The 18,491-nt window shown below is 47.1% G+C and carries 13 protein-coding genes; 11 read left to right on the top strand and 2 right to left on the bottom strand.

Going from position 1 to position 18,491, the window contains the following annotated elements:
• Nucleotides 1–5 precede the first annotated feature (5 nt).
• The 11 genes from BC343_RS20535 to BC343_RS20485 all read left to right on the top strand — a co-directional run bounded on the left by BC343_RS20535 (nucleotide 6) and on the right by BC343_RS20485 (nucleotide 14,301).
• On the top strand, nucleotides 6–1,112 hold the full coding sequence (locus BC343_RS20535; RefSeq protein ID WP_078349684.1) for a metallophosphoesterase family protein: 1,107 nt from the start codon (nucleotides 6–8) through the stop codon (nucleotides 1,110–1,112).
• Between the two features lie 27 nt (nucleotides 1,113–1,139).
• A complete protein-coding gene (locus BC343_RS20530) occupies nucleotides 1,140–1,742 on the top strand; it encodes a trimeric intracellular cation channel family protein (protein WP_078349683.1) in 603 nt (200 codons plus the stop codon).
• Between the two features lie 134 nt (nucleotides 1,743–1,876).
• Complete coding sequence (locus tag BC343_RS20525; protein ID WP_162276906.1) at nucleotides 1,877–2,464, top strand: RNA polymerase sigma factor; 588 nt, start codon at nucleotides 1,877–1,879, stop codon at nucleotides 2,462–2,464.
• 209 nt (nucleotides 2,465–2,673) lie between these two features.
• Nucleotides 2,674–3,651: a FecR domain-containing protein gene (locus BC343_RS20520; RefSeq protein ID WP_078349681.1), complete on the top strand. Its 978-nt coding sequence runs from the start codon at nucleotides 2,674–2,676 to the stop codon at nucleotides 3,649–3,651.
• A gap of 251 nt (nucleotides 3,652–3,902) precedes the next feature.
• Nucleotides 3,903–7,226: a SusC/RagA family TonB-linked outer membrane protein gene (locus BC343_RS20515; protein WP_143822287.1), complete on the top strand. Its 3,324-nt coding sequence runs from the start codon at nucleotides 3,903–3,905 to the stop codon at nucleotides 7,224–7,226.
• A 41-nt stretch (nucleotides 7,227–7,267) separates the two neighbouring features.
• The gene (locus BC343_RS20510) at nucleotides 7,268–8,800 is read left to right on the top strand and encodes a SusD/RagB family nutrient-binding outer membrane lipoprotein (protein ID WP_078350093.1); all 1,533 of its coding nucleotides are present in this window, start codon (nucleotides 7,268–7,270) and stop codon (nucleotides 8,798–8,800) included.
• Between the two features lie 103 nt (nucleotides 8,801–8,903).
• Nucleotides 8,904–9,359 carry a RidA family protein gene (locus BC343_RS20505; RefSeq protein WP_078349679.1) on the top strand — a complete coding sequence of 152 codons (456 nt, stop codon included), beginning with the start codon at nucleotides 8,904–8,906 and terminating at the stop codon, nucleotides 9,357–9,359.
• 29 nt (nucleotides 9,360–9,388) lie between these two features.
• Nucleotides 9,389–10,606, top strand: a complete 1,218-nt coding sequence (locus BC343_RS20500; protein ID WP_078349678.1) for an aminotransferase class V-fold PLP-dependent enzyme — start codon at nucleotides 9,389–9,391, stop codon at nucleotides 10,604–10,606.
• A 113-nt stretch (nucleotides 10,607–10,719) separates the two neighbouring features.
• Nucleotides 10,720–11,976, top strand: a complete 1,257-nt coding sequence (locus tag BC343_RS20495; RefSeq protein WP_078350092.1) for an amidohydrolase/deacetylase family metallohydrolase — start codon at nucleotides 10,720–10,722, stop codon at nucleotides 11,974–11,976.
• 246 nt (nucleotides 11,977–12,222) lie between these two features.
• Complete coding sequence (locus BC343_RS20490; protein WP_078350091.1) at nucleotides 12,223–13,149, top strand: RraA family protein; 927 nt, start codon at nucleotides 12,223–12,225, stop codon at nucleotides 13,147–13,149.
• Between the two features lie 36 nt (nucleotides 13,150–13,185).
• On the top strand, nucleotides 13,186–14,301 hold the full coding sequence (locus BC343_RS20485; RefSeq protein ID WP_202909829.1) for a bile acid:sodium symporter family protein: 1,116 nt from the start codon (nucleotides 13,186–13,188) through the stop codon (nucleotides 14,299–14,301).
• A 92-nt stretch (nucleotides 14,302–14,393) separates the two neighbouring features.
• On the opposite strand, the gene BC343_RS20480 is transcribed toward BC343_RS20485, so the two are convergent.
• Together BC343_RS20480 and BC343_RS20475 are read right to left on the bottom strand one after the other, a co-directional pair.
• Complete coding sequence (locus BC343_RS20480; RefSeq protein WP_078349677.1) at nucleotides 14,394–16,334, bottom strand: hypothetical protein; 1,941 nt, start codon at nucleotides 16,332–16,334, stop codon at nucleotides 14,394–14,396.
• Between the two features lie 12 nt (nucleotides 16,335–16,346).
• On the bottom strand, nucleotides 16,347–18,041 hold the full coding sequence (locus BC343_RS20475; RefSeq protein WP_078349676.1) for an arylsulfatase: 1,695 nt from the start codon (nucleotides 18,039–18,041) through the stop codon (nucleotides 16,347–16,349).
• Nucleotides 18,042–18,491 lie beyond the last annotated feature (450 nt).

Here is an 18,491-nt window from a genome sequence, read left to right as displayed (position 1 = left end):
ACGGTATGAAAAAGTTTTTCTTCATCTTCCTTTCCTTATCTCCCCTTCTTGCCCCTGCCCAAAACAGGCAGGTTTTAATACTTTCGGATTTGCACGTGGCGCTCGGCAAGCACTGGGATAAATTTTACCATGCCGACACCGATACCGCCCTGTTTGCTTCGGCACTACGAAGTGCAGGGGAGAAGAAGTATTCGTTAGTGTTAATGCCGGGCGACCTGCTGCGCCACGTGGGCGATGTTGGGCACGATACCCTGGAGATGAAGGAAACATATAAATATATAACAGATAGGGTGAGCCGGATAGATACCAACGCGCTGGTATTACCTGCATTGGGGAATAATGATTGCATTACCCACGATATACCGGGCGCGGCTACCTACCGCATATTTTACGACGGCTTACTTAAGCGGATAGATGGTAGCGGCGATATTGCCAAAACCTTCCTCACCGGGGGATATTATGCTTACCAAAAGGATAGCCTGGTGGTGATAGCCCTTAATAGCCTGTTGTTTATGCGGAAGAACGCACAATTTGCCACGGAGGCCCGTGCCGAACTGGATTGGTTGAAACAGCAATTAAGCGCATTAAGGCCGGGGCAGTCGGCATGGTTGTTTTACCACGTGCCACCGGGGACTGACAGGTATGATGATGTGCCCTCGTGGCAGGATAGTATACAGCAAGCTTACCTAAGCATTGTAAAACAATACGCACCGCGCATCAAATTCCAGATGGCGGGGCATACCCACACGGCGGATGTAAGGTTATTTACCCAAGGCGGCAAACTATCATCGTATCTATCTATAGCGCCCGGGCTCGATTCGCGCAATGGCAATAACCCTGCTTACCAGGTGCTTCGTTATGATGAAAGAAAGCTGGCGGTTAATAAAATTACCACTTATTATACCGATGCCGAAAGCGGCTCTAAATGGCACTCTTTCGATTTTAAGAACCTGGGATTTGGTTTTTTCTTTGATAATAATAACAGCAACAAAAAAGGGCCGGAGTTTATGAACCATTACAATACCTGCCGAGGTACAAGTAATACCAAAGCCGGTAAACCTATTGAATGGGATGAAGCATTTCGGTCGAAAACGATCATCGCGCTTCCTTAATTATATAGGTATCTTTGCACCTGAGCCATGCATTTATCCTACAGCGCTATCATCGAAATTTTGGGCACCATTGCTTTCGCTATCTCGGGCGCGTTCTCGGCCATGCAAAAACGGCTGGACTTGTTCGGTGTTTTAGTGATCGCCTTTATAACCGCCATTGGCGGCGGTACCCTGCGCGATGTATTGATAGGCAACACCCCTGTTACCTGGATGCGCGATGTTACCACGCCCTCGGTAATTTTAGCTGCTACCATTATTACTATACTATTTAAAAGGTATGTGAAAAATCTAAAGGTAACGCTCTTCCTTTTTGATGCCTTGGGGCTTGGGCTGTTCACGGTTATAGGTATACAAAAAGGTTTGGCCGCCGGGCTTAACCAGGGCGTGTGCATAGCACTGGGTACTATAACAGGCTGCTTTGGCGGTGTGCTGCGCGATATTTTGCTGAACCTTAAACCCGTACTCTTCCATAAAGAGATATACGCCACTGCCTGTATTGCCGGCGGTATTTGCTACATAATTGGCCTCAGCCTTTTACAGCAACAATATGCCGAAACGCTATCGGTAATTGTGATATGTGCTGTGCGGATATTGGCTGTAAAGTATAACTGGAAGTTGCCGGTTGTATAAAAAAGCATAGCCTGCGGTTGTACGTTACGTGTGCAATTCTTCAAAAATTTAACTAACCTTAACATTTTGTACACTTTACTTTTGAAATGTAAATTTTTGATTACATTAGGTTCTCCAATTGCATACTATTAACAGTGAAGGGTTTTAGCGTAAACAGGCATCAAGGACTAACCTTTGAGGAGGTTTTTGAGCGTTATAAACAGCAGGTTTATAACCAGGTTTATGCTATTGCTAAATCTGAATACGCTGCCGAAGAGTTAACACAGGAAATTTTCATAAAAATTTGGCTCAATAAAGAAGCTTTGGATGGTGTGAGTAACATTGGTGGCTACATATACACCATGGCGCGCAATTACTCGCTAAACTACTTACGCAAAGCTGCCAGCGAAAGCCGCCTGGTAGATGAACTCGCCCGCGTAGCCGTTTCCGGCCATAATAATACTGAATCTGTAATAGCAGCCTCAGAGTGCAAGCAATTGATATCGACCGCTGTTGAACACCTTTCGCCGCAGCGCCAGCTGGTATATAAATTAAGCAGGGAAGAAGGGCTTAATTACGATGAGATAGCCGATCAGCTTAACCTTTCGCGCCATACCGTAAAAAATCATTTATTAGCGGCTTTGGCTTTTATTAGTAATTTTCTCACCAAAAATGGGGTTAACCCTACCTTAATTGCAATAATTTCGGTCGAAATTATTCAGAATGGCAAAATTTTTAAGTGATTTTTCAATAATGGTGTGTAAATTACACTAAGATTGATTGTATTCTTTCTGTTTTTTATCGTTTTGCCTGAATATTAAATTGAATTGGGTTGAATTGATTGGTTTTTGCACGAGTTTTCTGGTTTGTTAAACTTTTTTTTCTACTTTTTTTTCAATTTGATTAGTGCGATAGTTGTTTTGTTGTGTCTTTAGAATATTAAACCACCAAAATGAACGGTACGCAGCGGAAGGAATATCTTCTAAACAGGTATATAAAAAATGAATGCACTCAGGAGGAGTTCGACGAGTTTATGGAACTCGTTCGCACCTCTTCGGATGCAAGCGAATTCGACGGGCCTTTGCAGCAGCATTGGGATAATGCCGCCATGCAGCAACCCGCCGGTCAGCCCGACTGGGATGGTATGCGCAGCAATATTTCGTTAAGGCTGTGGGCGCTTAAAAAACGCCGGGCAGTTGTGCGCGCCGCTGCGGTTCTTGCCGTATTCATCACCGTAATGGCAGGTGCCTTTTATTATACCAAATCGGTTAACACCCCATCGGTAAATTATATTACGGCCTATGCTGCTCCGGCAAAAACACAAGTGGTGCTTTTGCCGGATGGCTCAAAGGTTACCCTGAATGCTAACACGACCCTGCGCTTCCCCGAAAAGTTTGACGGCAATAGCCGCGAAGTGTATTTAACCGGCGAGGCTTATTTTGATGTGGTGCACGATACTGCTATGCCCTTTGTTGTGCGCTCGGGAAAATTAAAAACTAATGTATTGGGTACCACCTTTACCGTTAGCGCTTATTCGGCCACGCAACCTATGCAGGTTAAGGTACTTACCGGTAAAGTTGCTGTTAAGGATGAAGTTAGCAATGCACTTGCTGTACTAACCCGCGGCCAATGGGCAGCCTCGAAAGCGGGTAGCGAAAACTTCACAATGGGCAAAATGGCCAACCCCGAGGATGCCATTGCCTGGATAGAAAACAAACTGATTTTCGAGGATACTGACTTGCAGGACGTAGCTATAAGGTTGGGCAACAAATACAATGTGCAGGTAAACGTGAAAGGTAGCAAACTTGCGCATCAGCACATTACAGGTATTTTCCAATCGCAAAGTTTGGGTGATATTTTAAAAGCCATTACGCAATTAACGCATTCAAGCTACACAGTAAAGCAAAACACTTATACCATACAATACTAAAACTAAACTGATTGATTAAAAACTAAACTAAACGCCTATAGAGTAGAAAAAAGACCTAAATAAAAAAGGTTGAATGTGTTCCAGCACATCCAACCCCAAGAGGGCGAAGCGCCCCAAAAATTCATAGTTTCCCGCTTAAGGGTATTTCATCACTACAAATTTTGATCAAATATATGACAAATAAATCATTGTCCTTTCAATTGCTACGCAAAGCACTCACACGGATAATAATTATAAGCACAGTTTTCACGATGTGCCTTGCAAACGTGCAGGCAAAAACCAGCCTGGCGCAAGACCTAAACACCCGCATTTCGCTTAAAGTAAAGAATATGCCGGTGAAAGATGTAATGAAACAGATCAATAAAGAAACCAAGATCAGTTTTGTTTTCAGTAACTCAATTGTTACCAATCAGGAAGTTAGCATAGATGTTAAGAACGAGCAGCTTAGCTCGGTATTAAAGAAAATACTTAGCCCTTTTGATATGGATTATTCTGTATCGGGCAACGTTATCCTGATTGATAAGAAAGAAATGGTTGTTGGCGCCTTGCCCGCAATTGCCCCTGTAACCGTAAAAGGTAAGGTGGTTGATAATGCCGGTATTGCCTTGCCGGGTGTAACTGTTAAAATTAAAGGCACCAATGGCGGTACCGTTACGGGTGTAGATGGCCGCTACTCACTAACTGTGCCTGATGAAAATACGGTTATCGTTTTTTCGTACCTGGGTTTCGTAACGCAGGAGGTAGCCGTAGGCGGCAGGCAAACTATTGACGTTGCTTTGGTAGAAGACCGCAATAACCTTAACGAGGTTGTAGTAACCGCGCTTGGTATATCGCGCCAGAAAAAGGCTTTAGGTTATTCGGTAACCGAAGTAAAAGGCGATGATTTTATACAGGCACGCGAAAACAACGTGGCTAACGCATTAACAGGTAAAGTTGCCGGTGTTAACGCCACCGGTATTTCTACGGGCCCGGGCGGATCCAGCCGCGTGTTGATACGTGGTAACGGTTCATTAGCCGGTAATAACCAACCATTATACGTTGTAAACGGTATGCCTATTGATAACTCAGTACCGGGAGGGAGCGCATCAACCAATGGCGGCGGCGGTAACGTTGACCGTGGCGATGGTATTGCTGGCATTAACCCGGATGATATCGAGTCTATCAGCGTATTAAAGGGTGGTACTGCAGCAGCACTTTACGGTGCACGCGCTGCTAACGGTGTTATTTTGATCACTACTAAAAAAGGGCGTGCACAGAAGGGGATTGGTGTTGAGTATAACTCCACTTTTACAGCAGAAACGCCGGCCGTATTCCCCGAGTGGCAATATGAGTATGGCCAGGGCGATGGCGGTATAAAACCCATGACGCAATCTGCCGCCGTTACTACCGGCCGCCGTTCGTTCGGTGCTAAAATAGATGGTTCTACTTACATAGCTGCCGACGGCTTAGAACACCCTTATAGCGCACAACGCGATAACATTAAAAAGTTTTACCAAACAGGTACCACTTTTACCAATACCGTAGCCTTTACAGGCGGTACCGAAGCAGTAACTTATCGTTTTTCGGTAGCCGACCTGAACAGCAAAAGTATTTTGCCAAACAGCGATTACGACCGCAAAACAGGCAACCTGAATGTTAGCGGAAAACTGAGCAAGAAATTAAGCTTTGAGGCATTGGCGCAATACAATATAGAGCGTGCCAAAAACAGGCCAAGCGCTGGTGATGCGTTGGGTAACCCTAACTGGACACCTTATATGATAGCCAATACTGCTGATATTACCTGGCTTAAGCCCGGGTACGATGCTGATAACAAAGAGATAGGCTGGAATGATGCCCCCATAGCATCTAATAGCTATTTTGTAGTGAACAGGTTTCAACAGAAAGACACTAAGAACAGGTTCATAGGGCAGGCCGGTATCACTTACGAGTTTATCAAGAACCTATCTCTGAAAGGTGTTGTTAGCCGCGATTTTTACTACTACAACTACACTTATATCATACCTACCGGTACCCTGTATGTGCCAAACGGCCAGTATAACGAGTTAAAAGTGGATGCATCTGAAACTAACGGCTTGCTTACCCTGAATTATAATGGCAAAATAAAGGATTTTGGTATTTCGGCCTTTGTGGGTGGTAACCAGCAGCGCTCAGTTTATAATGAGCTGAACACTACCGGTAACACTTTTATCATCCCGTATTTTTATAGCACTACCAACTTATCAACAATACTAAATACTCCGCGTAACAATCGTACCGCTATTAATTCTATAATGGGTTCGGCAGATTTTAGTTATAAAAGCTTTGCTTATTTAACTGTAACCGGCCGCGAGGATTGGTTCTCTACCCTCAGCCCGCAAAATAACCACATATTCTACCCGTCTGTTGGTGGTAGTTTTGTGCTGTCGGAAGCGTTTAAGTTGCCGCAAGCTATCAACTATGCAAAACTCCGCGCTTCGTGGGCTCAGGTAGGCGGCGGCGCACCAGACCCATATCAAATAAACCAGGGTTTTAGTATGGTTACAAGTACGGGGCAACCGTTGCAAAACGTATCGAGCACAATAATTACCAACAAAAATTTGAGGCCTTATACGTCTACTACTACCGAAGTTGGTGTGGAAGCCCGCTTCCTCAATAGCCGCCTCGGTTTCGATGTTACCCTTTATAATCGTAAAACAACAAACGATATCGTATCAACAGCTATCACCGCTACTACAGGTTACAACAATGTACTGCTAAACGTTGGCGAATTAAGTAATAAGGGTATTGAAGCTTTGGTAAATGGTACACCGGTAAAAACGCCGAACTTTACCTGGAGCGCAAGCTATAACGTAGCTTACAATAAAAATGAGGTGGTAAGGCTTGCCGCCGGCCTAAATCAGATACAGATGGCGTCATCTGTAAATGGATGGGGGTACATCAATAACATCGTAGGCGAGTCCTTTGGCTCTATAGTAGGTACCCGCATGATGAAGGATGCCAACGGCAACGTAGTATTCAACGCAACAACAGGGCTACCTGTTGCAACAGGCTTGCAAACGCTGGGTAAAGGTGTTGCTCCGTTAACCATGGGCTTATCTAACGATTTTAAGTATAAGAGATTCAGCCTTAATGTATTAGTTGATGGTAAGTTTGGCAATAAAGTGCTTTCGCTGATGGAGATATACGGCACGCGCCTTGGTTTGATGAAAACTACCCTGCCCGGCCGCGATGGTGGTTTGGCCATTAGTGGTGTAACCCAGGCTGGTACCCCATACTCGCGCACTGTGCCCGTGGCCGACTTGCGTACTTACTACGATAACTACAAATCGTATTCGGAGCTTTTCCTGCACGATGGCAGCTTTGTTAAACTGCGCCAGGTTATCCTGAGCTATAACATCCCGGTAAGTGGCCTGAAGGCTATTGGCTTACAAAGCGCAAGCGTAGCATTGGTTGGCCGTAACCTGCTTACCCTATACAAAAAGACCGACAACTTCGACCCCGAATCGAGCTTTACTAACGATAGGAGCCAGGGTTTCGAATCATTCGGCTTGCCCAGGACCAGGAGTTTTGGTTTGAATTTAATGGTTAAGTTTTAATAAGCCACTTAATGGCAGTATTAACTAAAGAAACAATTGACATGAAAAGAAACTTCCTAAAATATTTTACAGTTTGCCTGGCTGCTTGTATGGGGCTGCAGGCATGCGACAAGAACTTTGAAGCACTTAATACAAACCCCAACTCTTCGCCAAACCCAACACCGGCTTTCGTATTCTCAAAGTCGCAGTTAGATGGCGCAGGCGATGTGCTGCAGTTATTGCACGGCACTATGCAATATACCACAAGCTATAATGATGTGGCCGGCTTTGGTGCTAAATACATACTGGCACAAAGCGGGCAATCGTGGGGTGTGTTTAACAATGCTTACCCAAAAGAAATAAATGAAATACAGCAGGTTATGGCACAGGTGCAGGGCAATGCCGACCAGGTGAACCTGTTATCTGCCGCGCGTATATGGCGTGCATATTGCTTCAGTAGGGTAACCGATATTTATGGCGACATACCTTATTCGGAAGCAGGCAAAGGTTATACAGATGCTATCTATAAACCTAAATACGACGAGCAGAAGAACATTTACGCCGACATGCTGAAGGAACTTGATGAAGCGGCCGCGGCACTTACCACAACTAAAACAGTAACTTTTGGAAATGCCGACCTGATCTACGGGGGCGATGTTCCTAAGTGGAAGAAGTTTGCCTACTCGCTGATGCTGCGCCTTGCCATGCGCATGACAAAGGTTGATATTGCAGCTGCCGAAACCTGGGCTAAAAAAGCTATTGCCGGTGGCGTTATTTTAAACGATGCAGATGTTGCCAAAGTGAATGGCTATGTTTCTGCGGGGCAGGATATCAATAAGAACCCACTCGCGTTCAATTGGCTTAATTCTGATTATATTAAAGCAGATGGCAACAGTAACGTAGAGGGCGGTAAGTACCAGGATGTATTTATCGACTACCTGAAAGCTAATAACGACCCGCGTTTGGGCGTGCTGTCGGTAGTATGGATAGGTGGCAAGGCCGATACATCGTTTGCCGTGCAAAAAGGTATGTCGGCAAAATTGGGTACAAAACCAGCCGATTTCCCAACTTACTCAGAACCAAACCCTGCAACCATTTTGCAACTGAATAGCCCTTACCTGCTCATCACCAACGCCGAAACTAACTTTTTGCTGGCCGAGGCTGCCCTGCGTGGCTGGTATAGCGGTGCAAGTGCAAGTGTATCGTACGAAGCAGGCATCAGTGCTTCTATGAGGCAGTGGAGCTTATTCGGTTCGGGTGCGGGTAACATTACTGCAAACCAAATTTCAACCTACATTAAATACCATACCCTGAACACTGCCGGTACCACGGCACAGCAAATGGAGCAAATACATACCCAGTTTTGGGTTGGCGTATTCCCAAATGCTACCGAGGTATTTGCCAACTATAGGCGTACAGGCTACCCTGCTTTGGTGCCTAACAATTACGTGGGTAACGCAACAGGCGGTAAAATATTCCGTAGGTTTTTATACCCTGCTACCGAGCAAAACCTTAACGGCGAAAATTACAACGCCGCTATTGCCCGCCAGGGTGCCGATGAGTTCCTTACCCGTATGTGGTGGGACAAACCATGATGAGAAACTTTTAAGTTAAATTGGGATAATAACTCCGCCGGGCACCAGGCCCGGCGGGTTATTTAAAACCTACACACCATTATAAAACATAAAAAACCAGGCAATGGAAAGAAGATCTATCGTAAAAAAAATGCTGGCATCAATAGCAGGCATCTCTGTATTCGGCATGGCAAAGGCAAATACGCAACTGGCCGACGAAAAGGAAGTGAATAACGTAACCACTCAGGATGATGTGCCTTTGTTTTCGGGCTCTACCAAGTTGGGTAATATGGTATTTGTTGCCGGCAAAGGTGCACACGTAGCACCCTTCGAGATAAAGGCGCATACCGAGATCGTACTGAAAGAACTGGAAGCCGAGCTGATAAAAGCAGGCTCGTCGATGGAGAAGGTTTTGAAGGTGAACGTATACCTGAATGATATTGCCGATTACAAAGGTATGAACGAGGTGTACAAAGGCCGTTTCGGCAAAAAGCCACCTGTACGCACCACCGTAGCGGTAGCAAAAGGCGGCGTCCCCGGCGATTCGCTGGTAGAGATGGACTGCATCGCCTACATCTAAGTTTTTAAACTTACTATTTACAACAAACAATGAAACGCAGAAACGTTATCAAAAGCCTTTCTATTCTCCCGTTTACCGGGGCAATAGCTGCAAAGGCTTCAACCATACATACCAAAGAAGCAACGCCTGCCGATGCGCCCAAACGCGACCTGTTTAAGGAACTGGGCGTAACCCCGGTGATCAATGCTTCGGTTACCATGACTTTCCTGTCAGGTTCGCTAATGCTGCCCGAGGTGCTGGAGGCTATTAATTCTACCTCGAAGGATTTTGCTAATATGTACGAGCTGCAGGATAAAGTAGGTGGCAAGATCGCCGAAATGCTGCATGTAGAAGCCGCCATGGTAACATCGGGCGCGGCCTGCGCCATGGTATTGGGTACTGCTGCCTGTATCACCGGCCTCGACGAAGCCAAAATAAAAATGCTGCCTAACCACCCCGGCCCGCGGCCCGAGGTGATCATGCAGAAAACGCACCGCTACCTGTTCGACCAGGCGGTGAGCACTACCGGTGCAAAAATTATTGAGGTTACCGGTGCCGACGAAATGGCAAAAGCCATCAACAGTAATACGGTAATGGCGCTGTTCTTTAACGCTGCCGAGAAAAGCAGCATTACTCACGAGAACTTTTTGAAAGTTGCCAAAGCGAAAAATATCCCTACGTTTTTAGATGCAGCCGCCGATGTACCGCCGGTAGAGAACCTGTTCAAATTCCAAAAGATGGGCTTCGACCTGGTGACCTTCTCGGGTGGTAAAATGATGCGCGGCCCGCAAAGCGCCGGATTACTGTTCGGCCGTAAAGACCTCATAACCGCTGCAAGAGCAAACCATAGCCCTAACGAAGCGCCGATTGGCCGCCCCATGAAGGTGAATAAAGAGGAGATGTTCGGTATGTATTGTGCGCTGAAATCGTATCTCGAGCGCGATCATAAAAAGGAATGGGAAGACTGGCTGCAGCGCACTAAAACCATTGGCACCAAACTGGAAACCTTGCCAACCGTGAAAACCAAAACTTGGGTAGATCCGGGGCCGGCAAATGCTTTCCCGAGCTTGTTCGTCAATTGGGATGCTGCTAAAATACGCACCACGCCAAAAGATGTGGTAGCGGCCTTAAAGGCAGGCACACCAAGCATTGTTGCCAACCATAGAGGCGACTCGCTGCAGATAGGCGTAGTACTTTTACGTACAGATCAGATAGATGTGGTAGCGAACCGTGTGAAGGAGATATTACAAAAAGCTGTAACAGCCTAAGCATTAAAACCCGAGCGGGATAAATCATTTATTTTCTTGCATCCGGTGGCAAGGCCTTTACCTGTACAAAGGCTTAACGGGGGATGCTATTTTAAAATTTTTGAACGATGTTGATGAAGAATATATATGTTTTAATGCTGGCCATGGCGGTTTTATTCGGCAGGGCAGAGGCGCAAACCTATGCCGTGGTGATAAAAGGCGGCCACGTTATCGACCCGAAGAATAATATAGACGGGGTGATGGATGTGGCCATAACCGATGGCAAAATTGCTGCGGTAGCCAAAAGTATTGATGGCAGCCGCGCTAAACAGGTTATAGATGCCAAGGGGCTATACGTTACGCCCGGGCTGATAGATATACATACTCATAATTTTTTTGGCACCCAGCCAGATCATCAGTACGAGAACGGTAATTTGGCACTGCCTCCTGATGGTTTTACCTTCCGTAACGGCGTAACTACGGTAGTTGATGCAGGTAGTTCGGGCTGGCGCACATTCCCGACTTTTAAGCAGCAAACCATTGATGAATCGCAGACGCGTGTGTTGGCTTTTATTAATATTGTAGGCGAAGGCATGCGCGGAGGGTACGAGCAAAACCTGAACGATATGGACCCCAAAATGAGCGCCATGGTGGCCCGTAAATACCGCAAATATGTAGTAGGCTTTAAATTGGCCCACTACGACGGGCACGATTGGGCACCTATCGATCGCGCTGTAGAGGCCGGCAAGCAAGCAGGCGGTATACCCGTAATGGTTGACTTCGGCGGCGCACAACCGCCTCTGCCACTGGAAGAATTGTTTATGCAACACATGCGCCCCGGCGATATATTTACGCATTGCTTTGGCCAGTTAAACGGCCGCGAATACATTGTTGACCTGAAAACCCAAAAAATGAAGCCCTTTGTATGGGAAGCCCGCAAACGGGGGATAATTTTTGATGTGGGTTACGGCGGCATCAGCTTTGCTTACTCGCAGGCCATACCCGCAATTAAGGATGGGTTTTTACCAAATTCTATAAGCACCGATATCCATACCGGCAGCATGAACAATGCGATGAAGGATATGCTCACCACTATGTCGAAGTTTTTGGCCATGGGGATGGACCTGAAGAGTGTTATACAAGCATCAACATCAAACCCTGCCAAAGAGATAAAACGCGAAGAGTTAGGCAACCTAAGTGTTGGCGCAGAAGCAGATGTAGCGATACTAAATGTAAGAGAAGGCAAATTCGGCTTTTTCGACTACACGGGCTTTAAAATGGAAGCCAACAAAAAACTGGAATGCGAACTAACCATGCGCGCCGGTAAAATAGTATACGATTTGAACGGCATCGGCATAGCCCCTGCTACCGCCCCAAAGAGTACCGAATAAATTTGAAGAAAATAGTGCGGGGGAAAGCAGAATGGTGAAAGTCTAAAGCCAAAAGAAGAAGCGCAAAAGCCCGTGCGGTTCCCTTCTTGAGAGGGGAGGAAGGGTGTGTTAGCCACAATGCGATATTACATTTGCAAAGTCGCTAACACACCCCTGCAGCCGCGCTGTCTTTCGCGCCCCTCTCAAGAGGGGTATTTGAAAACGAACCACCGCACCACCAATTATAAAACCAAATTAAACCAAAATATGAAGCTAAAAGCTGTTGCATTAGGCTTGCTGATACCTGCTATGTTGTTTGCGGGCAGGGCAGGCGCGCAAACTATAACAAAGGAGGAGATGATGTTTTATACATCCGAATGGAAAGGGGAACGCTTTAAAGATGGGCGGCCAAAGCTCCCCGATGCTTTGCTGGAACGGGCAAAATCGATAGGCATTGAGGAAGCCTGGACCGTGCTGCGCAACGAGGGCTACAACAATCAGTTCGAAGGCGGCTGGAAAACGGTGAACGATAAGCCGGTAATTGGCCGAGCGGTTACCGCTATGTTTATGCCATCGCGGCCTGATGTAGAAAAGAACATTAAAGAACGTGGTAAAGCGCAGGGGCGTAAAGGCAATACTAACGCCTGGCCGATAGATGAATTAACCAAAGGCGATGTTTATGTGGCCGATGGTTTCGGCAAAATAAGAGCTGGCACACTTATCGGCGACAATTTGGGTAACTCCATTTTTAATAAATCGGGCGCCGGGGTAATATTTGATGGTGCCGCACGCGACCTGGCGGGCTTAGCCAAAATAGAGGGCTTCAACGCCTTCGTGCGCGATTTCGACCCTTCGTACCTTGAAGAAATGGTGCTGATGGGTTTGAATACCCCTATCCGTATAGGCAATGCTATTGTGCTACCCGGCGATCTGGTAATATCCGAGAAAGAAGGGGTACTGTTCATCCCCGCGCATTTGGCCGAGAAAGTAATTTCTACTGCGGAGTTCATAGGCTTGCGCGACAAATTCGGGCAGGAGATGCTGAAAGCCGGCACCTACACCACCGGCGAAATAGACAGCCAGTGGACACCCGCCATAAAAGATGCCTTCATGAAATGGCTTGCCAAGCATCCCGAAGAAATGAAAATGACCCGCCAGCAGTTGGAGGAGTTCATGCAAAAACGTACCTGGTAAAAAACTATCATTCATTTAAACCTATCTCACACCAAAATGAAAAAGATAAACATTTACCTCGTGCTGGCTGCGCTGGCCTTCATCAGTTTATTCGCTGCCGTTGGGCTTAGCATTGGCGGCGGTATTGCACATGCCGGTCCATTGTTTATAGCCGCGTTTATACTAACTTCTATCGCTTTCCGCGGGTTCGAGGCGCTTAAGGGTTTCTCGTATACGCTCATCATTTTTGCCGCAGTAACTACTGCACTTTATTATCCGCAATACTTTATCAGTGTAAATGGCGTAAAGCTGTCTATACTGATCACGCCGCTCATCCAGATCATTATGTTCGGTATGGGGACATCAATGGGGGTGGAAGATTTTGCGGGTGTACTAAAGATGCCCAAGGGCGTATTTATCGGCGTGTTCAGCCATTTCCTGATCATGCCGGGCCTGGGTTTTACGCTGGCCAAACTAAGCGGTTTCCCGCCCGAAATTGCTGCGGGTATCATCCTTATCGGCTGTTCGCCAAATGGCATGGCATCTAATGTAATATCCTATTTGGCCAAGGCTAATTTGGCTTTATCTATCACCATTACTGCGGTATCTACTATGCTGGCGCCTTTTTTTACGCCTTTGCTGATGAAGCTGCTGGGCGGTGCGTTCATCAAAATTGATGTGCTGAACATGATGTGGGATATCTTCAAGATGGTAATTATCCCCATAGGAGCAGGTATACTGTTCAATAAATATTTACTGAAAAAAGCCAAATGGCTGGAGGTGGCCATGCCTATTGTATCTATGGCCGGCATTGCCCTGATAATTGTTGTGATCACTGCCGCAGGAAGGGCAAGTTTGTTGAATATAGGCGCAATGCTGGTGTTGGTAGTACTGGTGCATAACCTGCTGGGCTACACGCTTGGGTACTGGGCGGGCCGCCTCTTTAAAATGGACGAACGCGATTGCCGCACCATGGCTATAGAGGTGGGCATGCAAAACGGCGGACTGGCATCGGGCCTGGCCAAAGAGATGGGCAAAATGGCCACAGTGGGTTTGGCACCTGCTGTATTTGGCCCCTTAATGAACGTTACCGGCAGCTTGCTGGCAACTTATTGGCACCGCAAGCCGCTTGGGAAGAAAGACGCTGAAATGCAGGAGCAGGCTATAACATAGCCTTGCCGGCCTTTCTACAGAAATAGTTCGTCAAAAAAAGCGCCTGTTCATGATTGATGAACAGGCGCTTTTTTTGTTAGGTTGATGCCCAATTATTTCTCTATGGCCCATGCTACTTCTTCGTTTGCAGATAGCAGTATCGCGCCTCTAGTATCTTGTTTTGATCCCTCGGCAACCTTTAATTGCTTTCCTTTAAAAACAGCCGAAAGGTCTACCGCGAACTTCCGCGGCTTGTTTGAAAGGTTCTTTAGTTTAAAACCTTTCTCGCTGATGGTGTAGCGTATGTTGTATAGTGGATTTGTAAACTCGATAGTTCCGTAGCCATTTACGTTTGGTTTAATGGCCAGATCGGCATTTAGGGAGTGCTGAATGCCCAGGTAGTTATCTATCAAAACAGATGTATAAACGCAGGGGGACTCATAGTACATGTCGGCACCGTGCCAATCCTTTTTGTCAACGTAATATACATGGTCCATATCATAACGTTCGCCCATGTAAAACGAATCTTTAACGGCTTCCAACGCTACGGTTTTGAGTTGTTTGGCCAGCAGGCCGTTGTTGTTGCGCCATTTCCAGTACGAGGCATCCCACCACCAGTAGCGGCCGGCGGCGCAAAGGTCGTAAGGGCCGCCATCGCCAATTTCATACTTATCGTAAGCCGCCACGTCCGATGATATAAAGCTCGGGAAGCGTTGAAACTCGGACAGTTTATCATCTATCAAACGGTTAACGGCACCCACTTGCGCTTCGGTGGTATAGCCAAACATGGCGGGCAATATATTAGCCAATAAGTGCACGTGGTTATGCTTAACGCCGCTGCGGTCTACCCAATCTACAAAGCGCTGTTCTTTTTCGTCCCAAAAACCTTGTGGAAGGGGTTGCACCAGTTGCCGGGCAATTTTTTTGGAAAACTCAGTGTAGTAAGCCGACTTATCGCCCCGATTCAGGATGCTTTCCATTTGGGCCAATAATTGGAAAGTATATGCCGCCAAGGCGCCCGACATGGTTTCGCGCCCATCCTTCATTACCTGGTCTTCGTAATATACATCAGACCACACGCGTCCGTACTGGTCGGTATTGGCAATGGTGAGTGATGCGGCATTTTCCAGATTGATGATGTTTTTACCGAGCCAGGTAGAGTCTTTGGTAGCTTTAAAATAATTGAATGATTCTTCGAGCACCTCCATATTACCGGTCAGTAAAAACATGTTGGCGTTCGACTTATTGTTTTGGCTGTTCCGGCGGATATGATACTCGCGCTCGCCGCTGGGCTGTACCGAGCAGGGGTTACGAAATAAACCTTCGGGGTCATCCTGCATCAGTTTGAATTGTAGTTCTATCATGCGTTTCACCACATCGATATCCACATCGGAACCAAAAGCCAGCCTCCCTTTTATCTGGAACTCATGGTCAACATCGGGGTAGGAACCGGCGTAGGCTTTGGGGTTTAGTGTGCTGATAACATAGCCGCTGGAGTAGGGATAGCTCTTCGCTTTGGTTTTCTCTATTACCGATTGCAGCATGGTGCCCCAATAAAAGCCTGCCAATGCGTTGGCAAGGGCTTCGCCATCATTTATGCCGATGGTGTAACGGTTGTTAAAGCAATCGCTATGAGGGCGGGTTTCGGCCGAGTGCAGCTCAAACTTTTTAGCATATACGGTTACTTTTAGCCCGCCATTTTCGGCAGCCACCGTTAACGAATCGCCGGAGAATAATTTGATGAGGTAGGAGTTATCTTTTGATAAGGCATTTTGTGGCAATACCCATAAATTGGTATTAGCGGTAATTTTTCCCATTGGGGCATTGGCCGGTAGCACGTACCATTTATCTTCCATGCGGCTTACACCCACGTAAGTTTGCGTTCCGAAGTTCAGTTCGACAGCAGCGTTGTTGTTTTGCGCGCTGACTACCCAGCTCCCTTTTGTCTTTTTTGCTGTCGCATTTTTAATGTCCGATAAAATGCCTGTTGGCTTTAGTTGAGCTTGCGCGGCAAAACAATTTAATAACAGCAATGCGGCTAAAAGTCTTTTCATATTGGTGATAGGTTATTTGCCTTTTTTAGGTTTCGGGAACACGTTGTTGGCCTTTGCCCAATTGTTCCACAGGCTGTCCAGCTCTTTTACTTTACCGGGGTTGTTTGCGGCAAGGTCGTTCAGTTCGGTGCGGTCGGTAGCCAGGTCGTATAGGTGCCATTCTTTCTCGTTGCCTTTCGCTACGGCCTTCCAATTATCAACACGGGCGTAGCGCGCGCCGAAATGTTCATTGAACAAAGCGTTGTGCCCCTTATTACCGCCGCTGAACGATGGCGCAAGGCTTATGCCATCTGTAGCGCTGATACCGCGCCCGTTGTAAGTAGTCGGATATTTGGCACCCGCCAGTTGAACAAATGTGCTCATAAAGTCCATCACGTGGCCAAGCTGGTTGCTGTAGCCGCCTTTGTTGGCAGTAATGCCTTTTGGCCAAAAGGCTATCATAGGTGTATGCACCCCGCCCTCGTACGAATCGGCCTTGGCAAATTGATAAGGCGTATTAGCCACGTTGGCCCAGCGCGGCCCTATAGAAGCATAAGATAGTTCATCGCCCGGTAACACCTTTTTATTCATATCGTAAACGATCTTGCGTCCGTCGCGGGTTTGGTCGGGGCGGTCGAAACCGGGGCCGTAGGCGGTACAATTTTCGGGACTGGCGCCATTATCCGACAGGAAGACGATGATGGTATTATCCAGTTGCCCGGTGGCTTTCAGCGTGGCCATAATGCGGCCTATGCCCTGATCCATACGGTCTATCATGGCAGCGTGAACGGCCATGGCGCGGGCGTCCCATTCTTTATCGGGGTTGGCATCCCAGGTGAGTTCGGGTTTCCAGCGGGGTGATAATTTGGTGGTTTTAGGGTCGATGAGCCCCATAGCCACCATGCGTTTATAGCGTGCTTCGCGAATTTTATCCCAGCCAACTTTATAGGTGTCTTTATATTTCTCAATGTCTTGCGGCAAGGCCATCAGCGGCCAGTGGGGCGCGGTGTGTGCCACATATAAAAAGAAGGGCTGTTTTGCCTTGGCGAAACCTTTGATATAGGCAGAAGCGGTATCGTTTATCGCATCGGTATGGTAATAGCCTTTGGGTACTTCGGTAACGGGTTTAGTGCCATTAACCAGGCTGAACGGGTCAAAAAAATCTACCACGCCCCAAATGTTGCCGTAGTATTTATCGAAGCCGCGGTTGGTAGGGTATTGAGCCAGCGGCGAATAATCGCCATAGGTGGCCTGGTGGTTCAGCCATGCCTGCTGGGTCTGCGGTGTGCTTTGCACCGTGGTGTTAGATACGTGCCATTTGCCCACCATACCCGTTTGGTAACCGGCACTTTTAAGTACTTCGGCAAGGGTAACGGTATTTTCGGCGAGGTGGCCCTTGTAGCCGGGGGCGTCTTCGGCATCCGTCATTTCGCCAATGCCGGCGCGGTGATTGTACAGACCCGTAAGCAGCGATGCACGTGAAGGGCAGCAGCGCGAGGTATTGTAGAATTGACGGTAACGCAAGCCATTTTTGGCCAGGTAATCGATATTAGGTGTATGTATTTCGCCGCCATAGCAGCCAATGTCCGAAAAACCGAGGTCATCCGCCAGTATCACCACGATGTTGGGGCGTTGGGCTTTTGCCTTTACGGGTTTGGGCTTAATGGTGGTAAAGCTCCCCGAAATTAAAACAACAGCGGGCAGCAATGCAGCGAAGACTTTTCTCATAAGCAGGTATTGGTAGTGGCTGCAAAATAGTTATTCTGAAGGCTTAAGGCAATTGTGGAATGAAAATAATGTTGTGCCGAGTTGCGCAAAGTAGGCGGCACCTAACGGAGCCTTAAGAACTAATGGATTGGGTTGCTATAAACACGATACCCCGCTGGGGTGTTAGCCGGCGCTAATTTAGCGTTTGGCGGGCTGATTTAAATATGATACCCTCCTCTTATGACGCCCACAGCGTTTATTTTGCTACATTCCCCACTCCGTTAGGAGTACCGTGTTTGTAAATTGGGGGAATCGGAAACCCGGCTCCGTAGGTGCCACCTAATAACCATCACACAGGCGCACCATCTTCCTTTTACCTTACGGTGATAAAATCCCCGTTTATCTTTCCGACCTTCGAACAAAAATATTTCTTCCGGACTTCCCGACTTTTCGGACTTGCGGACTCACAAC

Origin of the sequence: Mucilaginibacter pedocola (assembly GCF_002013915.1) — a bacterium.
GTDB classification, from domain to species: Bacteria; Bacteroidota; Bacteroidia; order Sphingobacteriales; family Sphingobacteriaceae; genus Mucilaginibacter; species Mucilaginibacter pedocola.
Note: the sequence above shows the minus strand (reverse complement) of the source record. Positions and strands in the feature narration are given on the sequence as shown.

Bases quoted from the DNA above. Each gene is read 5' to 3' on its own strand.
- BC343_RS20535 (WP_078349684.1), top strand. From the start codon at position 6: ATGAAAAAGTTTTTCTTCATCTTCCTTTCCTTATCTCCCCTTCTTGCC.
- BC343_RS20530 (WP_078349683.1), top strand. From the start codon at position 1,140: ATGCATTTATCCTACAGCGCTATCATCGAAATTTTGGGCACCATTGCT.
- BC343_RS20520 (WP_078349681.1), top strand. From the start codon at position 2,674: ATGAACGGTACGCAGCGGAAGGAATATCTTCTAAACAGGTATATAAAA.
- BC343_RS20515 (WP_143822287.1), top strand. From the start codon at position 3,903: ATGTGCCTTGCAAACGTGCAGGCAAAAACCAGCCTGGCGCAAGACCTA.
- BC343_RS20510 (WP_078350093.1), top strand. From the start codon at position 7,268: ATGAAAAGAAACTTCCTAAAATATTTTACAGTTTGCCTGGCTGCTTGT.
- BC343_RS20505 (WP_078349679.1), top strand. From the start codon at position 8,904: ATGGAAAGAAGATCTATCGTAAAAAAAATGCTGGCATCAATAGCAGGC.
- BC343_RS20500 (WP_078349678.1), top strand. From the start codon at position 9,389: ATGAAACGCAGAAACGTTATCAAAAGCCTTTCTATTCTCCCGTTTACC.
- BC343_RS20495 (WP_078350092.1), top strand. From the start codon at position 10,720: ATGAAGAATATATATGTTTTAATGCTGGCCATGGCGGTTTTATTCGGC.
- BC343_RS20490 (WP_078350091.1), top strand. From the start codon at position 12,223: ATGAAGCTAAAAGCTGTTGCATTAGGCTTGCTGATACCTGCTATGTTG.
- BC343_RS20485 (WP_202909829.1), top strand. From the start codon at position 13,186: ATGAAAAAGATAAACATTTACCTCGTGCTGGCTGCGCTGGCCTTCATC.
- BC343_RS20480 (WP_078349677.1), bottom strand. From the start codon at position 16,334: ATGAAAAGACTTTTAGCCGCATTGCTGTTATTAAATTGTTTTGCCGCG.
- BC343_RS20475 (WP_078349676.1), bottom strand. From the start codon at position 18,041: ATGAGAAAAGTCTTCGCTGCATTGCTGCCCGCTGTTGTTTTAATTTCG.